The organism is Leeuwenhoekiella palythoae (assembly GCF_900130045.1).
Taxonomy (GTDB): domain Bacteria; phylum Bacteroidota; class Bacteroidia; order Flavobacteriales; family Flavobacteriaceae; genus Leeuwenhoekiella; species Leeuwenhoekiella palythoae.
The window spans coordinates 276,384-294,601 of record NZ_FQXT01000003.1; the positions used below are offsets into that span (position 1 = coordinate 276,384).

12 protein-coding genes are annotated in these 18,218 nt (G+C 38.3%); all 12 read left to right on the forward strand.

Features of this window, described 5'->3' with window-relative positions:
- Positions 1–8: 8 nt before the first annotated feature.
- The 12 genes from BUA96_RS08455 to BUA96_RS08505 are packed head-to-tail and all read left to right on the forward strand — an operon-like array spanning position 9 to position 18,212.
- A complete protein-coding gene (locus tag BUA96_RS08455; RefSeq protein ID WP_072982227.1) occupies positions 9–1,970 on the forward strand; it encodes a phage tail sheath family protein in 1,962 nt (653 codons plus the stop codon).
- 40 nt (positions 1,971–2,010) lie between these two features.
- A complete protein-coding gene (locus BUA96_RS08460) occupies positions 2,011–2,448 on the forward strand; it encodes a phage tail protein (protein ID WP_072982228.1) in 438 nt (145 codons plus the stop codon).
- Complete coding sequence (locus BUA96_RS08465; protein WP_072982229.1) at positions 2,448–2,882, forward strand: phage tail protein; 435 nt, start codon at positions 2,448–2,450, stop codon at positions 2,880–2,882. The genes BUA96_RS08460 and BUA96_RS08465 overlap by 1 nt, the downstream gene beginning before the upstream one ends.
- 2 nt (positions 2,883–2,884) lie before the next feature.
- On the forward strand, positions 2,885–3,046 hold the full coding sequence (locus BUA96_RS17285) for a DUF5908 family protein (RefSeq protein WP_164916923.1): 162 nt from the start codon (positions 2,885–2,887) through the stop codon (positions 3,044–3,046).
- Positions 3,047–3,742: a CIS tube protein gene (locus BUA96_RS08470; RefSeq protein WP_072982230.1), complete on the forward strand. Its 696-nt coding sequence runs from the start codon at positions 3,047–3,049 to the stop codon at positions 3,740–3,742. It abuts the gene before it with no gap.
- Positions 3,743–3,754: 12 nt separating this feature from the next.
- On the forward strand, positions 3,755–5,488 hold the full coding sequence (vgrG, locus tag BUA96_RS08475; RefSeq protein ID WP_072982231.1) for a type VI secretion system tip protein VgrG: 1,734 nt from the start codon (positions 3,755–3,757) through the stop codon (positions 5,486–5,488).
- Positions 5,489–5,492: 4 nt separating this feature from the next.
- A complete protein-coding gene (locus tag BUA96_RS08480; RefSeq protein WP_072982233.1) occupies positions 5,493–5,792 on the forward strand; it encodes a PAAR domain-containing protein in 300 nt (99 codons plus the stop codon).
- A 12-nt stretch (positions 5,793–5,804) separates the two neighbouring features.
- A complete protein-coding gene (locus BUA96_RS08485; protein WP_072982234.1) occupies positions 5,805–6,218 on the forward strand; it encodes a GPW/gp25 family protein in 414 nt (137 codons plus the stop codon).
- Between the two features lie 2 nt (positions 6,219–6,220).
- Positions 6,221–9,304, forward strand: coding sequence for a baseplate J/gp47 family protein (locus BUA96_RS08490; RefSeq protein WP_072982236.1), 3,084 nt, complete (start codon positions 6,221–6,223; stop codon positions 9,302–9,304).
- Positions 9,298–12,000 (forward strand): hypothetical protein, encoded by a 2,703-nt coding sequence (locus tag BUA96_RS08495; protein ID WP_072982238.1) that lies wholly within the window; start codon positions 9,298–9,300, stop codon positions 11,998–12,000. The genes BUA96_RS08490 and BUA96_RS08495 overlap by 7 nt, the downstream gene beginning before the upstream one ends.
- 11 nt (positions 12,001–12,011) lie before the next feature.
- Positions 12,012–16,682 (forward strand): hypothetical protein, encoded by a 4,671-nt coding sequence (locus BUA96_RS08500; RefSeq protein ID WP_072982240.1) that lies wholly within the window; start codon positions 12,012–12,014, stop codon positions 16,680–16,682.
- Positions 16,683–16,685: 3 nt separating this feature from the next.
- Positions 16,686–18,212: a contractile injection system tape measure protein gene (locus tag BUA96_RS08505; RefSeq protein WP_128755670.1), complete on the forward strand. Its 1,527-nt coding sequence runs from the start codon at positions 16,686–16,688 to the stop codon at positions 18,210–18,212.
- Positions 18,213–18,218 lie beyond the last annotated feature (6 nt).

Below are 18,218 nucleotides of genomic sequence, written 5' to 3' on the forward strand. Positions count from 1 at the left end.
TTTCTATTATGGCATCATCGTATAAAACGCCCGGAGTATATGTAGAAGAAATATCAGTATTTCCTCCTTCGGTAGCGCAGGTTGAGACCGCTATTCCCGCATTTATAGGGTATACAAATAAAGTTTCTCATAAAACCGAACAAGATTTGCTTTTGACTCCTAAGAAAATAGGCTCTATGTTAGAGTTTGTTTCCCTTTATGGAGGTGCACCCGAAGCAAATATTAACGATATTCAGTTAACAGCATCAAAATCAGTTGCTTCTTTTACTATACAAGACACGTATTATTTATATGATGCGTTGAGACTTTTCTATGCAAATGGTGGCGGTGATTGCTACATAGTAAGTGTAGGTAAATGCGGTGAAGATAGTATTGCATTAACAGCTTTAGAAAACGGTTTAGCCAAAATCGCAAAAGTAGATGAACCTACCATTTTAGTTTCTCCCGATGCCTGTTTATTAGATCAAGCTGATCTAGACTCCTTTAATCAGGGATTATTAAAACAGTGTGGAAAATTAGGCGATCGCTTTGCCCTATTAGGTATTAAAAATGATAACGAAGATCTCGAGGTAGATATAAATGCTTTTAGAAATGGCGTGGGTATGAACAGCTTAAAATATGGAGCAGCCTACACGCCTTGGTTAAAAGCAAATTTGCCGCGAACGGTGCATTATAAAAGTTTAAAAGGTAAAATAAGCTTTGGAGGCGTATCGGTTACTCTAGCCGAGTTGATTCAAGATGAAGATGCCAAAAGTCTTGCTAATCAACTTGATGAACTCATAGATGACAGCGCACTCGTATCAGATAAGCTGAGTGACCTTGCCGACTCTAGTTCGTCGGTTGATAATCAATATCAAGAGTTGCTTACTACGGTCACAACAAGTTCATCTATTGGAAACCTTGTTAGTCTCCTTCAATTCTATGCCGATGCAATTGATTTTATACGAGATATTGTTGAAGTGGGAACCGATAATTACAAATTAAAACACACTTCAGCAACGCCGCCTGACCAAGCCTTACAACCGCATTTAAATTCAGTATTTAATACAAGTTTGACTAGTGGCAGTATTCAAACCATTACGGAGACTATGGGTGATATTCTCAAAAGTTTTAATGATGCTTTTACTGCTAGTAATGTAATTAATTCTACAACAGGTGTAGATTATGTGCCATCCTCAAGTAGTACAACCTATTTTGTAGATACCGAAAGTCAATCAAGCCAAATAGCCGCATTACTCCCTACTGTGAGTAGTTTCTATACTGAAATCAAATCGGCATTAGACTATATCAGCAGCACTACGGCAAATTATTTAAGCACCTACGAAACAGCCGCAACCGAAATGATTCCGGCACTAAAATCAATTAAAAATGCGATTGCAGGAGAATACATAGTGCTACCACCAAGTGCAGCAATTGCAGGAGTTTATGCACGAACAGATGCTAACCGCGGTGTATGGAAAGCTCCAGCTAACACTTCTTTAAATAGTGTTGTAGGTGTGACACACCTTATAGATCACGACGATCAGCAAGGCTTGAATGTAGATACCGTTGCCGGAAAATCTATAAATGCTATTAGACCTTTCACTGGAAAAGGCATTATGGTTTGGGGTGCACGTACACTTGCCGGAAATGATAACGAATGGCGTTATGTTCCTGTACGTCGCTTTTTCAATATGGTTGAAGAATCGGTTAAAAAAGCAACTGAACAGTTTGTATTTGAAAGTAACGATGCCAACACTTGGGTAAAAGTACGCGCAATGATCGAAAACTTTTTAAATCTTCAATGGCGTGCAGGAGCTCTTGCCGGGGCTAAACCAAACGAAGCTTTTTATGTGCGTGTAGGGCTTGGAGAAACAATGACCGCCGAAGATATCTTAAACGGAATTATGGCGATCGAAATAGGTATGGCGGTAGTACGACCTGCAGAATTCATAATACTGAAATTCTCTCATAAAATGCAGGAATCATAAAAAACTAAACATCTAATCCTAGTAATTAAAAATCACAAAAATGGCAGCAATATATCCATTAGCAAAATTTCATTTCCTCGTTGATTGGGGCGGAACAAATGTAGGTTTTACAGAAGTCTCCGGTCTTGATGTGGAAATTGAACCTATAGAATATAGACACGGAGCAAGCCCGGAATACAGCAAAACTAAAATGCCGGGAATGCAAAAATACAGCAACATCACGATGAAACGTGGTACCTTCTTGGCTGACAATGAATACTTCGCTTGGTGGAACAGTGTAAAACTCAACACCATCGAACGGCGTGACATTACCATAAGTCTCCTAAATGAAGAGCACGCGCCTGTTGTTGTTTGGAAAGTAAAAAATGCATTTCCTATAAAAGTACAGTCAACAGATTTGAAATCTGACGCCAATGAAGTGGCTATAGAATCAATAGAGATTGTGCACGAAGGGCTTGAAATTCAAAACGGAGCATAATGGCAGACTACTATCCACCGGTTGGTTTTCACTTTAAAGTTGAATTTGGTGCGGTTTCTCCTGAAATCGATCATCAGTTTCAATCTGTGAGCGGACTTTCAGTAGATATAGAAACGGAAGAGTATGCCGAAGGTGGAGAAAATAGGTTTAAGCATAAATTACCCGTTCGTACCAAGTTTCCTAATCTGGTCCTAAAACGCGGACTCGTAAGTGATTCGAAACTTATTAAATGGTGCAAGGACGCTGTAGAAAATTTTGATTTCAGTCCTACAGATGTCACGATCAAACTTTTAAATAATGAACACGAACCTCTGGTGACCTGGAATGTAGTTCACGCGTATCCCGTAAAATGGTCGGTTTCAGATTTTAATGCAGAGCAGAACAGCATCGCTATAGAAACCATAGAACTAGCGTATAACTATTTTAAATCTTGATTATGCCCATTGAAATTAAAGAATTGCATATCAAAATAAATGTTAGCGATAACGCCAACTCTACCGCTGCGACCTCGACAACCTCTTCTGCTAAAAAAGAAAAACTCATCGAAGCATGCATAGAACAAGTTATGCGTATTCAAGAACGAAAAAATGAACGATAAATGGCTTTAGGAGAACTTTTTAAATTGAAGATCACCGCTTTTCGCGATATAAAATATAGCGAGAAAGTAGCTGATGGAGTTTTTACATCTCTGCTTAATCCAGAAAAATACACGCTGGCGTACAAAATTGAATACAATGATGATCAGGCCGCAGGGTCTAGTGGCAATGATCCCAGATTTGAAAAAATGCCTCCCAAAAATCTAGATCTTGAATTCTTGTTTGATCGTACAGGCATAATTGCTCACAATCAAAATCACGATAAAGACGTCGGAGTGGTCGATGATATTCAGCAATTTAAAGAAGTAGCGTTTGAATATTCTGGGGATGAACATCGCCCCTATTATTTAGAAATCCGTTGGGGGAGTCTGCTTTTTAAAGGGATTTTAATTGAGATGAATATCGAATATAAACTTTTTAATCCGCAAGGAACTCCGTTAAGAGCAGTGATCAAAGCCAGGTTTAAAGAAACGGTAGACCCTGAATTACGTTTGGCAGACGAAAACCGAAATTCACCAGATCTCACGCACATACGTATTGTAGAATCGGGAGATACGCTTCCGTTGATGGCCTTTCGCATTTATGGCGATTCCAAATACTATTTGAAAGTGGCTCAGGCAAACGGGATCACCAATTTTAGAACACTTAAACCCGGTCAGAAGATATTCTTCCCTCCTATTATAGAAAAAACCATTTGATGCATTAGTCACATGAACACTGCTACCGCACTAAATACAGGAATAGTTAGCTATAAGCTTTTGATCAATGGCACTGATAAAAGTGCTTCATTCTCGATCAAGTCTATGGTAATTCATCACGAAGTTAATCGTATTCCTTATGCATCGATTATTCTGGTAGATGGTGATGTTTCTACCGGGACATTTGCGGTTAGCTCTTCAGAAGATTTAATTCCGGGCAGCGAATTAGAAATCCTAGCGGGCTATGAAAATGATAATGTAAGCTTATTTACGGGTATAGTTGTTCGGCATAGTATAAAAATAAGAGAGTCTGTTTCTATGCTTGTTGTTGAGTGTAAACACGAGGCTGTTAAGCTTACCGTTGGCCCCAAAAGCAACTACTTTTATGATAGTTCTGATAGTGATATTATTGAAAGTATTCTTGGTAATGCAGGCATTAATGCATCGGTAGAGCAATCAAATTATACTCACCCTCAACTTATTCAATATCAAACTACCGATTGGGACTTTATCGTACTACGCGCCCAAATAAACGGATTTTTATGTTTTCTTGAAGGAAACACTATTGAATTCAAGAAACCTGATCTTTCTACCGAACCGATAATCACATTAGAATACGGACTTAACATTTATGATTTTGACGGTGAAATAGACGCCCGAAATGCACTGAAAACCATCACATCCTATACTTGGAACAGCGGTGATCAAGAAGTAAGCGAAAAAGAAGCAAGTACATCTAACGCTTTAGAATTGGGAAATCTAACCCAAATGGATCTCGCTGAAATAGTAGATCTTGAAAATTTTAAACTCAACCACGGCGGAAATCTAACCGAAGAAGTACTACAGGACTGGGCTGATGCTAAACTGCAACTTCATCTGTTGTCGCTTAATCGGGGGCGTATAAAAATTCAAGGGAATGCTTCGGTAAAACCGGGAATGAACGTAATTCTTAAAGGATTAGGCGATCGTTTTAATGGCAAAGCATACATTACCGCGGTACATCACGAGATCGCTAATGGAAACTGGTTCACAAATCTTCAGTATGGCTTGAGTCCGCAATGGTTTAGTGAAACTTTTGAAGTAAATGCACAGCCGGCTTCTGGTATTATTCCAGCAATAAGCGGTTTACAAATTGGCAAAGTCACCCAATTACAAGATGATCCTGAGGGTGCCGAACGTGTTTTGGTCAAGATTCCAATCATCAACAATGCTGAAGAAGGGATTTGGGCACGTATTGCACTGCTAGATGCCGGCTTAGATCGCGGATCCCTATTCCGCCCCGAGATCGATGACGAAGTTATACTAGGATTTATCAATGACGATCCCAACGACGCTGTTATACTAGGCGCTTTACATAGTAGTATTAACACTGCACCAATCGAGGCAGCCGATGAGAATAATGAAAAAGGATTTTTTACGCGTAGCGGAATTCAATTTTTATTCAACGATGAAAAAAAATCAGTTTCCATCACCACACCAGGAGGTCGAAGCATAATCATCAATGATGACGATGAGGAAATTCATGTTGATGACAATGGCACTAGTAGTGTCAGCCTCACCAGTGACGGAATCGCTCTAGACAGCAGCGGTGCTATAACTATACAGGCTAAAGGCGACCTCAATCTTGAGGGACAAAACATAAGCATAAAAGCACAACAAGATTTAAAAGCCGAAGGCGCAGCAGGAGCAGAATTATCAACCTCAGCGATAGCTGTTTTAAAAGGATCATTAGTACAAATAAATTAAACCTATGCCACTTGCAGCACGACTTAACGATATGCATACCTGCCCGATGCAAACGCCGGGAACGCCAACTGTTCCGCACGTGGGCGGGCCTATAATTGGGCCGGGAGAGCCTACCGTGCTTATTGAAGGAATGCCGGCAGCTCGCGTTGGGGATAATGCGGTTTGTGTAGGACCTCCTGATGTGATCGCCTCGGGTTCAACAAGTGTTTTAATTGGCGGAATGCCGGCGGCCAGAATGGGAGACTCAACAGCACACGGCGGAACAATTTCTATAGGAGCTCCAACTGTTGATATTGGCGGTTAAAAATAATGGATTATGAAAATTGAAGAATCATTTTTAGGTATAGGATGGAGTTTTCCACCAGAGTTTAATAAAGAAACTAAAAATATCCAAATGGTTTCTGCTATTGAAGACATCAATCAAAGTCTTCATATTCTTCTGAATACTAAATTGGGAGAACGCATTATGCTTCCTAATTATGGTTCAAGCTTAAGTGATTTTGTTTTTGAAGGACTAAATATGAGCACGCGCACCTACATCGTAGACCGGGTGAAAATGGCCATCCTGTATAATGAAAGACGAATCGAACTGGATAAGATCGATTTTGATCAATCACGTATTCTAGAGGGTGAAGTACTCATGATCGTGCATTACACCGTGCGTTTAACCAATTCGCGTGGCAATATGGTTTATCCCTTTTACATCAATGAAGGAACTGAATTAAAATAATTATGAGTACCAATTGTATCAACTCTTTTTTGAATGCGCTAAGCGGAACGTCTCAAGAAGATAGAACTGCCGCAGCCCCCAATCCTGCTTCAGTTCAACTGAATGACTTGTCTTGGGAGGATTATATGCAATTGGCTTACAATTTTGCCAAAGAGGTTAAGTACTTCGGTACTCGTAATCCGGAACAAGCTATAGGTGATTGGCAAACCTTTTTTATTTCTGGCGATGCTAAGACGCTTCAAAATTACTTAGAGCAAGGTGAAAAGGAACATACCATTACGCCGCACTTAGCCCTGTTTATTTCTTTTTTAAGATTATTAGAACATTCTAAAAATCGGTTTAATACGATCACTACAAGACATCTGGATTTTTACTATTCTGAAGTTTTAAAGATCGCCAAGAAACCCGCTCAAAACGATCAGGTTCATTTACTATTTGAACTCGCTAAAAATATAGAATCCTATGCATTACCTGAGGCTACCCAAGCCGTTGCAGGAAAAGACGAGCACAATAAGCCACTTCTTTACGCAACTGAGCAGACCACAGTCATAAACAAGGCTCAGCTCGCTAATATTAGAAGTAATTATAAAGATCCTATAACTAAAGTACTCAAGGCAACCCAAAAAACCAATACGCTAGATGGTATAGACCAAGAACTCAAAGAAGAACAATTTTGGATGCCCTTCGGCTATCCTAAAACATTTAAAAACCGTCCTGAATTACCCAATGCTACTCTAGGTTTTGCTGTAGCTGCCACCGTACTGAACTTGGAATCCGGACTACGTCAAGTGCGTATTTCAACCTTCTATAAAGAAAACAAAAAGATTGATAGTGAGGAGTTTATTAATTTACTTGAAGTTTTTGTCACCGGTGAAAAAGGCTGGATCGGTCCAATTAGATTACAAGAAAAAGGAAGTTATCCGGGCTTTGAAACCTCATCAGAATCTGGAATTATCAATTTTGCTTTTAGTTTAGAAGCCTCAGAAAAAGCAATTGTTGGCTTTGATGAAGCAATCCATACTGGAAATTTTAAAAATGGAATTCCGGTAGTAAAACTGCAGTTATCCATAAATTCTACAGAATCTTATGATCTGGCCCAATCGCTTAGTGAATTAATTTTAGATGATGTCGAAATTGCCGTGGCGGTTGATGGACTCACAACGCTTGATTTAAGTAATGACATCGGGAATTTAAGCGCATCAAAACCATTTTATCCTTTTGGGCCTAGACCATTTGAAAAGTCCCGTTTTAAAATAAAATGCTCTGAACTTACAACCAAGAATTGGCTTCAAATAAACCTTAGGCTTAACTGGCTTAATTTACCTCAAAGCTTTAGAGATCATTATTTAGGATACCGAAGCGGCACCATCAATTCTACGCGCGCTTTTGTGGAAAGTATTTATAAGATTGGCAGTAAAACCGAAGTTACAGAGTTAGCTAAACTTCCCAAAACTTGGAATTCTGATCTTGATAATCTCATTGTTGAGAGTAACGACCATTTTTCTGCACAGATTACTATAGCAGATGAGAACAGACTTTTTAGCACTTCTCAATCTAAAGATACGCATCCATTATTTACTGAAGGAGCATCCCAAACCAATATCAACATTAAAAGTCTGAGTGAAAACGGAATCCAATCTGGTGAACATCCTATTGAACTTACTTTAAATACAAGTTTTTATCATACACTCTATCCTAAACTTTACGCACTGGCTTTGGCCGCTCAAGATCCAGAAGTAATTATTCCTAACGAGCCTTACACCCCACTTCTGGAATCGTTAGAACTCAGTTATTACGCTACGCAACGGTTAGACCTTACCTCAGATAAGCAAGCAGAAGAAACTGATCAGCAACTAAATTTTTATCAAATTCATCCATATGGCGTTTCAATGGGTACTACGGTGTTTCCTCAATACGAGGAAGGAGGATATCTTTATTTAGCTCTTGAAAATGCCCAGCCCGGAGCGCAGGTAAGCTTTTTGTTTCAGCTTCAAGAGGGAACAGAAAATCCTTTGAAAGAATCGTTTGCAGAACAAGAAAAAATCGAATGGTCAGTTCTTACTGCTTCGGGTTGGCAAGCATTAACCGATCAGGAAATCCTGCGGGAAGAAACAGACAATTTTCTAAAAACCGGAATTATTACATTGGCCTTGCCTGAATCGGCTTCAACCGAAAGTCTTTTAATGCCTAAAGGATTTATTTGGTTACGAGCGCATACATCTAGAGCCTTTGATGTAGTGTGTAGGTTTATAAATATTCATACTCAGGTTGTAAAAGCTCATTTAGCTTCCGCAAGTTTTCAGCATTTAAAAAATGGTTTGCCTGCAGAAAGCATTAGCAAATTAAACACGCGTGTTGCTTCCATTAAAAAAGTAATGCAACCCTATTCTAGCTTCAATGGAAGAACTCAAGAGTCCCAAGCTGATTATTACAGAAGAGTAAGTGAACGACTACGCCATAAGGATCGTGCATTGAATCTTTGGGATTATGAACATCTGGTGCTACAGAACTTCCCTGAAATTTATAAGGTAAAATGTTTAAACCATACCTGTAAAACTAAATTTAAAGCAGCAGGGAAAGTCACATTAGTGGTCATACCTAATACAGTTAACAAACCCGTTTTTGACCTGTTTGAGCCTAGAAGCAGTACTGCCAAATTGAATGAAATTCAAGAATTTTTAATTGAACGAACGTCGTATTTCATCACGCCGCAAATAATCAATCCGCAGTATGAGCCTGTAAGTGTTGCTCTCAAAGTAAAATTTCATAAAGGTTATGACGAGCATCACTATAAAAATGAATTACAGGAAGCTGTGAAAAAATGGCTTTCGCCTTGGGCTTATGAAGAGGTTTCCCTGCTAACATTTGGCGTGTCTATTAATAAAAGTATGCTTATAAGTCATCTTGAACAATTAAGCTATGTAGACTATTTGAGCGATGTAGTTTTAATGCATCAGGCAACACCAAAAAATGAAATCGTCCCCTCTTCTCCAAAAGCTATATTAGTTTCTGCCAAAACACACACTATTGATTTGGCAAAAAGCACGTGTAAGTCTAACGAAAATACTGTTCTAGTCTCATGTTAGGTTTACAAGAACACATATCGCTATCAAAGAATACAAGCACTCAGGATGATCTTGATTTTGAATTTTTACGCAAAAGCGGAATTGCCTATATAGAATCTCTGAGTAGCAAATTATGGACAGACTATAACAGCCACGATCCCGGGATAACCATTCTCGAAGTGTTATGCTACGCACTTACCGATCTTGGTCAACGCATGAGCCTTCCTATTGAAACGCTTATCGCCCACAAACAGGAAGATAACCTTGATCAGTTTCATAAAGCTTCAGACATTTTAAGCTGTAAGCCGGTAACGCATTTAGATTACAGAAAACTCTTTATAGACGTTCCGGGAGTGCGTAACGCCTGGTTAATAAAGCATAATAAGAAACTTTACATCAATACAAAAGATGCCAAATTAAGTTACCGAAGCTTTCTAAAAAATACGTCTTATTCATATTTAAAGCCTCAAGATGAACATACAACGATACTGAATGGATTATATGATCTCATTGTTGATCTTGACGGTACCCGCTCTATAAATAGCCTGAGACCTGAACTAATGAAGCGCTACCAAACCAACCGCAATTTATGTGAAGACCTCATTCATATCACTGAGGTTGGGGAACATCCCATTAAAATTTGCGCCCAACTAGAACTGGAACCTGAGGCTGATGAAAATCTCGTAAAAGCAACTGTATTACAAAAGATTGATCAATACCTTACGCCTTCAATACGTCCCAAAACCTTAGCTCAATTGCTTGAATTAGGTCTAGAAACTCAAGAGATCTTTAACGGACCAGTATTAGAAAATGGTTTTTTAGATAGTAATGAGGTAAAAGCAGCTCAATTAAGAACCGAAGTACGCCAAAGCGATCTGATCGCAATACTTACTAAAATAGATGGAATTAAATATGTTAAGGCCATAAGTATAGGCGCTTGTTCTGACCAAACACCTCCCCCTGATAATTGGGGTATCTGTATTGAAAACGGTAAAAAACCGGTGCTATGCGATAAAAGTTCGTGGAGCTTTTTTAAAGGTTTTATACCGCTTGTACCTGATGAAAATAAAGTAAAAGCATATCAAACCGCATTTGAAGAACAGGAACTCCTTGTGAGTACCCAAATCAAAAGTGCTTCTCAAGATTTAGACATACCAAAAGGAATTTTCACCAACCTTGCCGAAACAAGCAGTATTCAAAACGATCTTCCAGAGGTTTATGGTATAGGCCCTTACGGACTCAAAAGCAATGCTTCTAAAGCTGATAAGGTCAAGGCTAAGCAACTCAAGGCCTATCTATTATTCTTCGATCAGCTTTTGGCTAATTATTTTAAACACCTTAGTACCGTAGGTAATTTACTTTCGGTTGCTGGTGATAAATCTCAAAACTTTTTTGCTCAACCTCTTACGGATATAAAAGGTCTTGAGGAACTTTTAAGGGAACCTCAAAATTATAACGATGAGGAAAAATTAAGCGACCTATTCTATTCAGATTATACTGCTAGAAACAGTGAAAAGCGCCACGAAATAGTAGACCATTTGTTGTCTCGATTTGCAGAAGATTTTGGTAACTACGCTTTTCTAACGCAAAAGATCTATGGAGATCTTGCAAATGATGCGGTTTTAGATACCAAAGAACGTTTGTTAAAGCAATATGCTGAAAGTAGTTATGCGCGAGGAGCAGCTTTTAACTGGTATCAGCAACCCGAAGCTCAACTTTGGGAAACTGATAATATTTCTGCGCTACAAAAACGGCTCTATCTTCTATTAGGAATTACTGACATCAACCGCAGAAATCTTTCTGAAGATTACGTTGAAATTTATGAGGAAAAAGACGCTGATAACAAACTAGAATATCGCTGGCGAATAAAAGACGGTTCAAAGACCATTCTGTCTTCTGCAACTAAGAATTACGCGAGTCTTGAAGCATTGCACCAAGAGTTAATACTGGTAAAACGCTATGCTACCGATCCTTCGAATTACAAGTTCAGAAAAATCAAAAAGAAGAATCCTGAAGATCAGGTTAAATGGTATTTCGTTCTTGTGAATCCAACGATCACCAATACAAAAAGCGAAGATTACATTATCGCCCGGCGTATTGCTCAATTTAACAGTAGAGCTAATGCGCGTAAAGCAAGTAGAGCTGTGCTTAATCTGGTCAAATCCTTTGCAGGAAATGAAGGAATGTATCTTATTGAACACATACTTCTCCGACCTGATATTACTAAAAATACAGCACCAGAACATACGTTTCTACCCATTTGTAAAGAACAGATTGAAGAAGCATGTGAACCGTTAGACCCCTATAGCTTTAGAGTGAGCATTGTACTTCCGGGTTGGACGGAACGCTTTGGCAATATAGACTTTAGACGCTATGTGGAAGATTTGATCTGCAGAGAACTGCCGTCACATATTCTTCCAAAAATATGCTGGATTGGGTATCCAAAAAATTATACCGAGCCTGACGGTAATCCACCTAAAGAAAATGAAATGGTTTTACTTGAAGCTGCGTATAAAAACTGGCTGCTTTCTAAGACCAACGCCGGCCAGAAACAAGATGAAACCGCACTTACTTCCCTAAATAAAGTGCTAAGCAGTTTGCACACCATTTACCATCAAGGCAGGCTTTACAGCTGTACCCCTTCTCCATCAAATACCTATGAGCAAAAAACTAATCAAAAAGTCATTTTGGGGCGTACTCATCTTGGCAAACTTTAAAATATAAGGCTATGCGACCAATACTTCACCAGATAACGCCAGACTATAGAGCATTTGTAGATGACCAAGTATTAACCTCTGGTCAGTTAAATGAGTTTTTAGATTATTTTGAAGATCAGCAGCGTCTGACGCGTATTTGCCTCAACGGTGTGGGGATCGCTTGTGGATTTGAAGTCAGTTTGAATGCGGCTACAAAAACTATTGCGATCACTCCCGGGTGTGGCATTACCACAGATGGTGATCTTATTAAATTACTTGTAGACACAAAGAAAACCCCAACCGATGAAAGCACGCAGAACCTTATCTACAAGACTTTAGCCAAAGAGGCTATTCACTACACTCACTTTAGAAGTTTTGAGGATGATTTTGCGCAATATGAGGCTTTTAGAACAACCTCTTTAAATAGTGATACTTATACGACCATTCCTTTATACGAACTTGTCCCAAAAGGGAGCTCAAAAACTACAGATAAAGCTTTAACGACATTAGATCTTACTGATAAAATTGTGGTGCTCTATCTAGAATCTTATGCAAAAACTCCAGATATATGTACCGAAACTAATTGCGATAATCTTGGGGAGCAACACGTACAAAAACTAAAGGTTTTATTAGTCGAAGAAAAAGACATTGAATATTTGCTGGCAAATGATAGTATCTATCGCAAGTATGACATCCTTGACGTTTATAAGAAGCTTCCGCCTATTAAGATGCCTCGCGTGTTGTTAAATAGCGGCGCCAAAGAGATTGAAACACCCTTGAAAGTTGACTTAAGCGATCTTTTTGACCTAACCAATATTAGAAAGAACCTGGTTATTTCTAATAACGCACTTTCACCTCTCAAAAACAGTTTCTCCTCAGTAAAAACTCCTGCGCTTGATATAGGATATAATTCTTTAAGTGCTTCAAATACGGCTATTAAGAACTTTACCCCTGTCCTTAATTCAAATACAAAAACTACCGTCAATACCAAGACCTATTCGGCATTGGTTAGCGCCTATGCAGAAAAAATAAACACGGTAGTACCTCAATTGCAATCCGCACTCAAAACGATAACAGACCACTTTAGTCAGCTTTTGGGCTTGAATATTTCAGAAGATTTTGAACAAAGCATTAAAGCACTTGAAAATCATTTGGAACAAAATAATGGGGATATACAATACCTCTACGATCACCTCTGTGATCTCGTAAAAATCTATAATGAATTAAGAGACCTGCTTCTTGATATTCAAAGTGATTGTTGTCCAAATATAGACGCGTTCCCAAAACATTTGATTCTGGGGAGACCAAATGATACATCTCGTAGCATAGCGTACCGACATCACTTCTACCCTGCCACCACAGAAATAACAGGAAAACTTCCGGTTAAAAAAGCGCACTTTTTAGTACGTAAAATGCTATTGCTTTTAAAAGCATTCAATCCGGAAACACAGCTAGGTGCAGACATCACACCATCTACGAGCATAAGTACTGAAAACGCAGCTTGTGCAATTCCATTTTATTATAATCCATCAGAAGATTTGGTTTTTCAATGGGATTTTAAACTCACACAACGTTTTAACGAAGCCTTTCAGTTAAGCTATTTCAAGAAGTACTTATCGCCAATTAATGCCGTTCAAGAACCACTTAAGTATGACTTGAGCAACTATGACTTTCTAAGGATTGAAGGAATTCACGGTATGCCTTATGATGAAGCTCTAAAAGAAGTATCAAAACTGAAAAATGATTACGGACTTAATTTTGACATTAAAGCGATCAATATTGATCAACAAATTGAAGATATTGATATGGACGCTTATGCGTGTCATTTTAATTATCTCGATACTGATCTTAAAACCTGGCGCCAAGAACAAAATTGTATCAATAAAGATATTACGGAGTTCTTTAGCGGATTTAATATGGATGATCTGGGCAGTCATAATTATGCTTTTGAACAATTTGACCGTGATGATTTATTAGATAAAGAGGTACTTATAGACCCGGATAAGATCAAAAAGCCTACTGACTTACTTTTCAGCAACAATCAGCTTTCGCTTCTAGGCAAACTTAACATCAATGCAAATCTTCTTGCTGCGCGCGATAAGACAGATCGAGAACCCTTGATCACACTTCTAGATAAAGCACAAGAAAAAATCTCCACGGGAGCATCTATTGAAGATATGGTAAGTGAATATCAAAGCTCTTTTGTAGTGTTAGGAGAAAAATTAGAAGTACTCAATTCTATTGAGCCAAAATCGTATTCCAAATTAAGCACGGAAAAAAACACCGTTCAGCCCGTACTGTTGAAAGCAAGTAAAACTGTAGAACCTGTTAGTCCCGTAGTTCTCAATACCGGCGTTAAAGCGTATACGCCCTTTATTACTGAAACCAAAGTTAACGCCACAGTTACTGATAATCTAAAAACAAAAACCTCAGATCTTGGTTTTATAATGAACACTGTGCTCGATAAAAACTTTATAGGAAGCGCTACTGAAATTGAAAAAGCGATCGATCTTAAACGTAAAGAACTTTATCCAAAAATTGATCCTGAACAGCAAAATTTATTAAAAGTAGGATTCACCATACCTAACGGAATTCTCGCCAGATTACAAATTGTAAGTTCATATATCCCGGAAAGTTTAGACCAAGTAAACGCGGACACAAAAGAAAAATATGCCGCTGCGATGGATGATTTATGTGCGTATACTAAAAAATCAAGAGCTATCATCAATGAAATCTTTTACAACCCAAAAGCTGAATATACTCACATTGGCTATGAGACGCTTTATACGTTTATGTTAGACCGGCTCGAAGCCAACTGTTGCGCCGCATCTTCTTTAGACATTATTCTGAGTGAAATTCAGACCAAAAAAGAAGAAATTCTTGACAAACTTATTTTCTCAAATTTTGCGAGAAAACATCCGGGGCTTGAGCATAAAGCCGGCGTTCCAATCGGCGGGACCTTTGTTATGGTTTACACGGGAGCGATAAGCAATGAATCAGATAAAGAAATACCTCGAAATACAGTAGTTGCCGATTTTGCTCTGCCTTACCTCTGCTGTTCAGACTGTTCGCCTATTGGCTTTATAATTCAAGAAGCAGCGACCAGCAGCAGCCTAATCCTAAACCAAAATGAAGTATGCATAGACACCAATGCTGAAACTGAAATAAAGATTGGTTTTACTAAAAGTCCTACAGATGGAGTTTTAGCATTGCTCAATAAAAATATTGAAGGTATTAGCTTTTCTGAAACGGAGCTTATCATTACTCCGTACCAGCTTAATGCCTTTGATACGCCTATTCAGTTTACGGTAAATGGTCAATTGACTACAGCGAATCTAACAGCAACCAAAAAGCCACAAGCGCGTATAACTACAAATCCGGAGCGCGTGAGTGGCCTACCGGGAAGTACGCTTCCTCCGGTGCAATTTTCCATAGAAAACCTGAATAACTTCAATACCGATTTGTTTAGCTTCAATTGGACGATTAACGGTACTTCCTATACTAACGAGCGTCCAACGGTGAATCTGCCTATTCCGCAGCATATTGACAGTAAAATTCTTGAAATACCGGTTACTCTGACATTGTCTAACGATTTGTGCGATTCAACTACGATTGAATATACGTTAGAAGTTGCTATAGACGCTCCCAAAGAAATACAGGTAATTCTAAAAGACGAACCATTTTGTTCTAACGACCAAGAAAAATATCCTTTTACTATTACACCAGAAGGAAGCGAGATCAAACTTTTAAATGATGATGTGAAGGGAATTTACGGTGAGGGTGATTCTTGGTATTTTATTCCTGCTGAAGCAGGTCCTGGAAAACACAATATAACTTTTGCTGAAGTTGATCCCATAACTATTGAAGTGTTTAAGGCTCCGGAAACGGTACATTTTGAAGCTGAGTTACATAACAAAGTAATGGTATTACGAATCACTGAGGACATTCAGGCGGAAGCATTCAGTTGGTTTAATGACGCCAAACTTATTGCAACTACTTTAGAACCTGTATTAGAAATTCCGCAAGAACAAAAAGAACAGCTATTCAAAATTCAGGTAGTTGTCAAAACTTCAGCTTGTGGCACACTTGAATCTGAACATAAAGAAGTTAGAATCCCGGCGTTAGAAACAGACAGCCCGGATCCTGATCCTACTCCAGACCCTACACCTGAACCTGATCCAGAAACTGATACTTGCACAGATGAAGTTCTAGAAAAGCTGAATACAAATAAAAAAGAAATCGAAACTGCACTGAAACAAATTGATGATCAACAAGTGAAAGATGCTGGTCAAAAAATCATAGCAATCTATGATACTTTGATTAATAAACCGGATTTGTTTAAAGGTGAATATGATGCAGCATTTGCTAAGAAACTAGAAACAGCATTCACCGAGCTATCAGAATTGCTTTTCAAAAACAAGCCAGAACAGCGTCAGCCTTATTTCAGTCTCTATCTCAAACAGCAAGAATTATTCTATCTAAGCATTTACTGCCGAGACAAGCAGTTTCTTGATAATGACTTGATCTTCTCAATTTTAAACTTGATTGAAAATCATTTCAATCCACAGTTTGATATCGCCATAAGCCTACTTGAGGGAATCAACTATAAAAATTGGTACGCGTTACTTAATGATTACAGTTCTCATTTTAAAGTAGACCGCTATCAAAATCATTTTGATCAATTACTGCAATGGACAAGCTAAGGTATGATTACACAACCCACACATATCATCAATAAAGTATTTGTAGAAGTCGATTGCAACTCGATGGAGGAAGCGTTGCGCTTAAAGCAGAATCTAGGCCAATTCATAATTGAAAAACTCAGTACGCATTTAAGTAAAGCTTTTGACGAATTAGGCACTTCAGATGAGTTTTACACTATAGATAAAGTCGCTGTTTCATTTGAAAAAGACTTTTTAAAAGAATCCAATTTATCTGAAATCACCAATAAAATACACACTATAACAACTGAAACTTTAAGTTTAAGTAGAAATGATTTATCAAATAAAAATCAGATTATTAACGACCAAAAAGAGCGTAACTACAAGGCTTTTATTTATTTCCTAGAAAAAGGAAGATATCCTTGGTTTTTTGCTGAAAAGGAGACTTTGAATCTTAAAGAACTGACTTCATTTTTAAAAGAAGCGCAGCCACATTCGCTTACCGAATGTTTAAGTAAAACTGAAGCTCAAAAACGTTTGGTGTATCAATTTGGGGAGCATCCAAAATTTATGTTGACGGTTTGGCGTACTTATGCCGAATTAAAAAAACTACCGAAAAGTAGAGTCAATGGCTTGGTCGCTTTAGTCTCTAAAGTTGAAGAAAAAAACATATTTGAAGAATTAGGATCAAGTCTTTTTCAATACGATCGCTTATCCATACCAGAACACGAACGACGCTTGATCAAACACTTTGAATTTTATAAATCAAAAAGTGGTTTATCACTTGATACTCTTCAAAGTCTTTCTAACTTTTTCAACCTAAAAATTGGCATCAGCTTTTCACCAAAAGTTTTAATAGCCTCTTTTCAAAGTCTTGAAAAAGCGACCTTAGTTTTTCAGCCGTCAGAAAAAATCAGTTTCCCTAAAAGCAATAGTCTTTCTAAAAAAGAGATTGAAGAAAGACTGAAATCTATTCCTGTAAAATTTCAGAATCAAAGAGCATTACTCGATTCTGATGATATTATTGAAGAACAACAATTAATCGAGCATAATCCGGTAGAAACTGATGAATCCCAAGGTTTGATTCTGCCCAACTGCGGTCTCATTTTGCTGCATCCCTTCCTCTCCATTTTATTTGAAGAATTAGGCGTTCTTAGTTCGCAAAAACAGATCGCTGAAGAACATTATGATCTCGTTGTACAATTACTGCATTTCATTGCCACAGGTGAAGAAAATATAAGTGAACAGCAACTTGGCGCCGCTAAACAATTATGTGGTGTTTTTAGTTCGTACCCCATAAAAAAAGAAAACGTCTTACAAGAAAAACATAAAAAGGAAGCGCTTAATCTCATTCAAACCGTACTCAACTATTGGAGTGCCTTAAAAAATACAACGGCCTCGGGACTGCGCGGACAATTTTTAACCCGCTCTGGAAAATGGGTCACAACCGATGAAAAAATCGAACTCTTTATCGAGCGGCAAACTGCAGACATTCTACTCGATCAATTGCCTTGGGGACTGTCTATGGTAAAACTTCCTTGGCTCAAAAAAATGATTTATGTAACCTGGTAAACACTA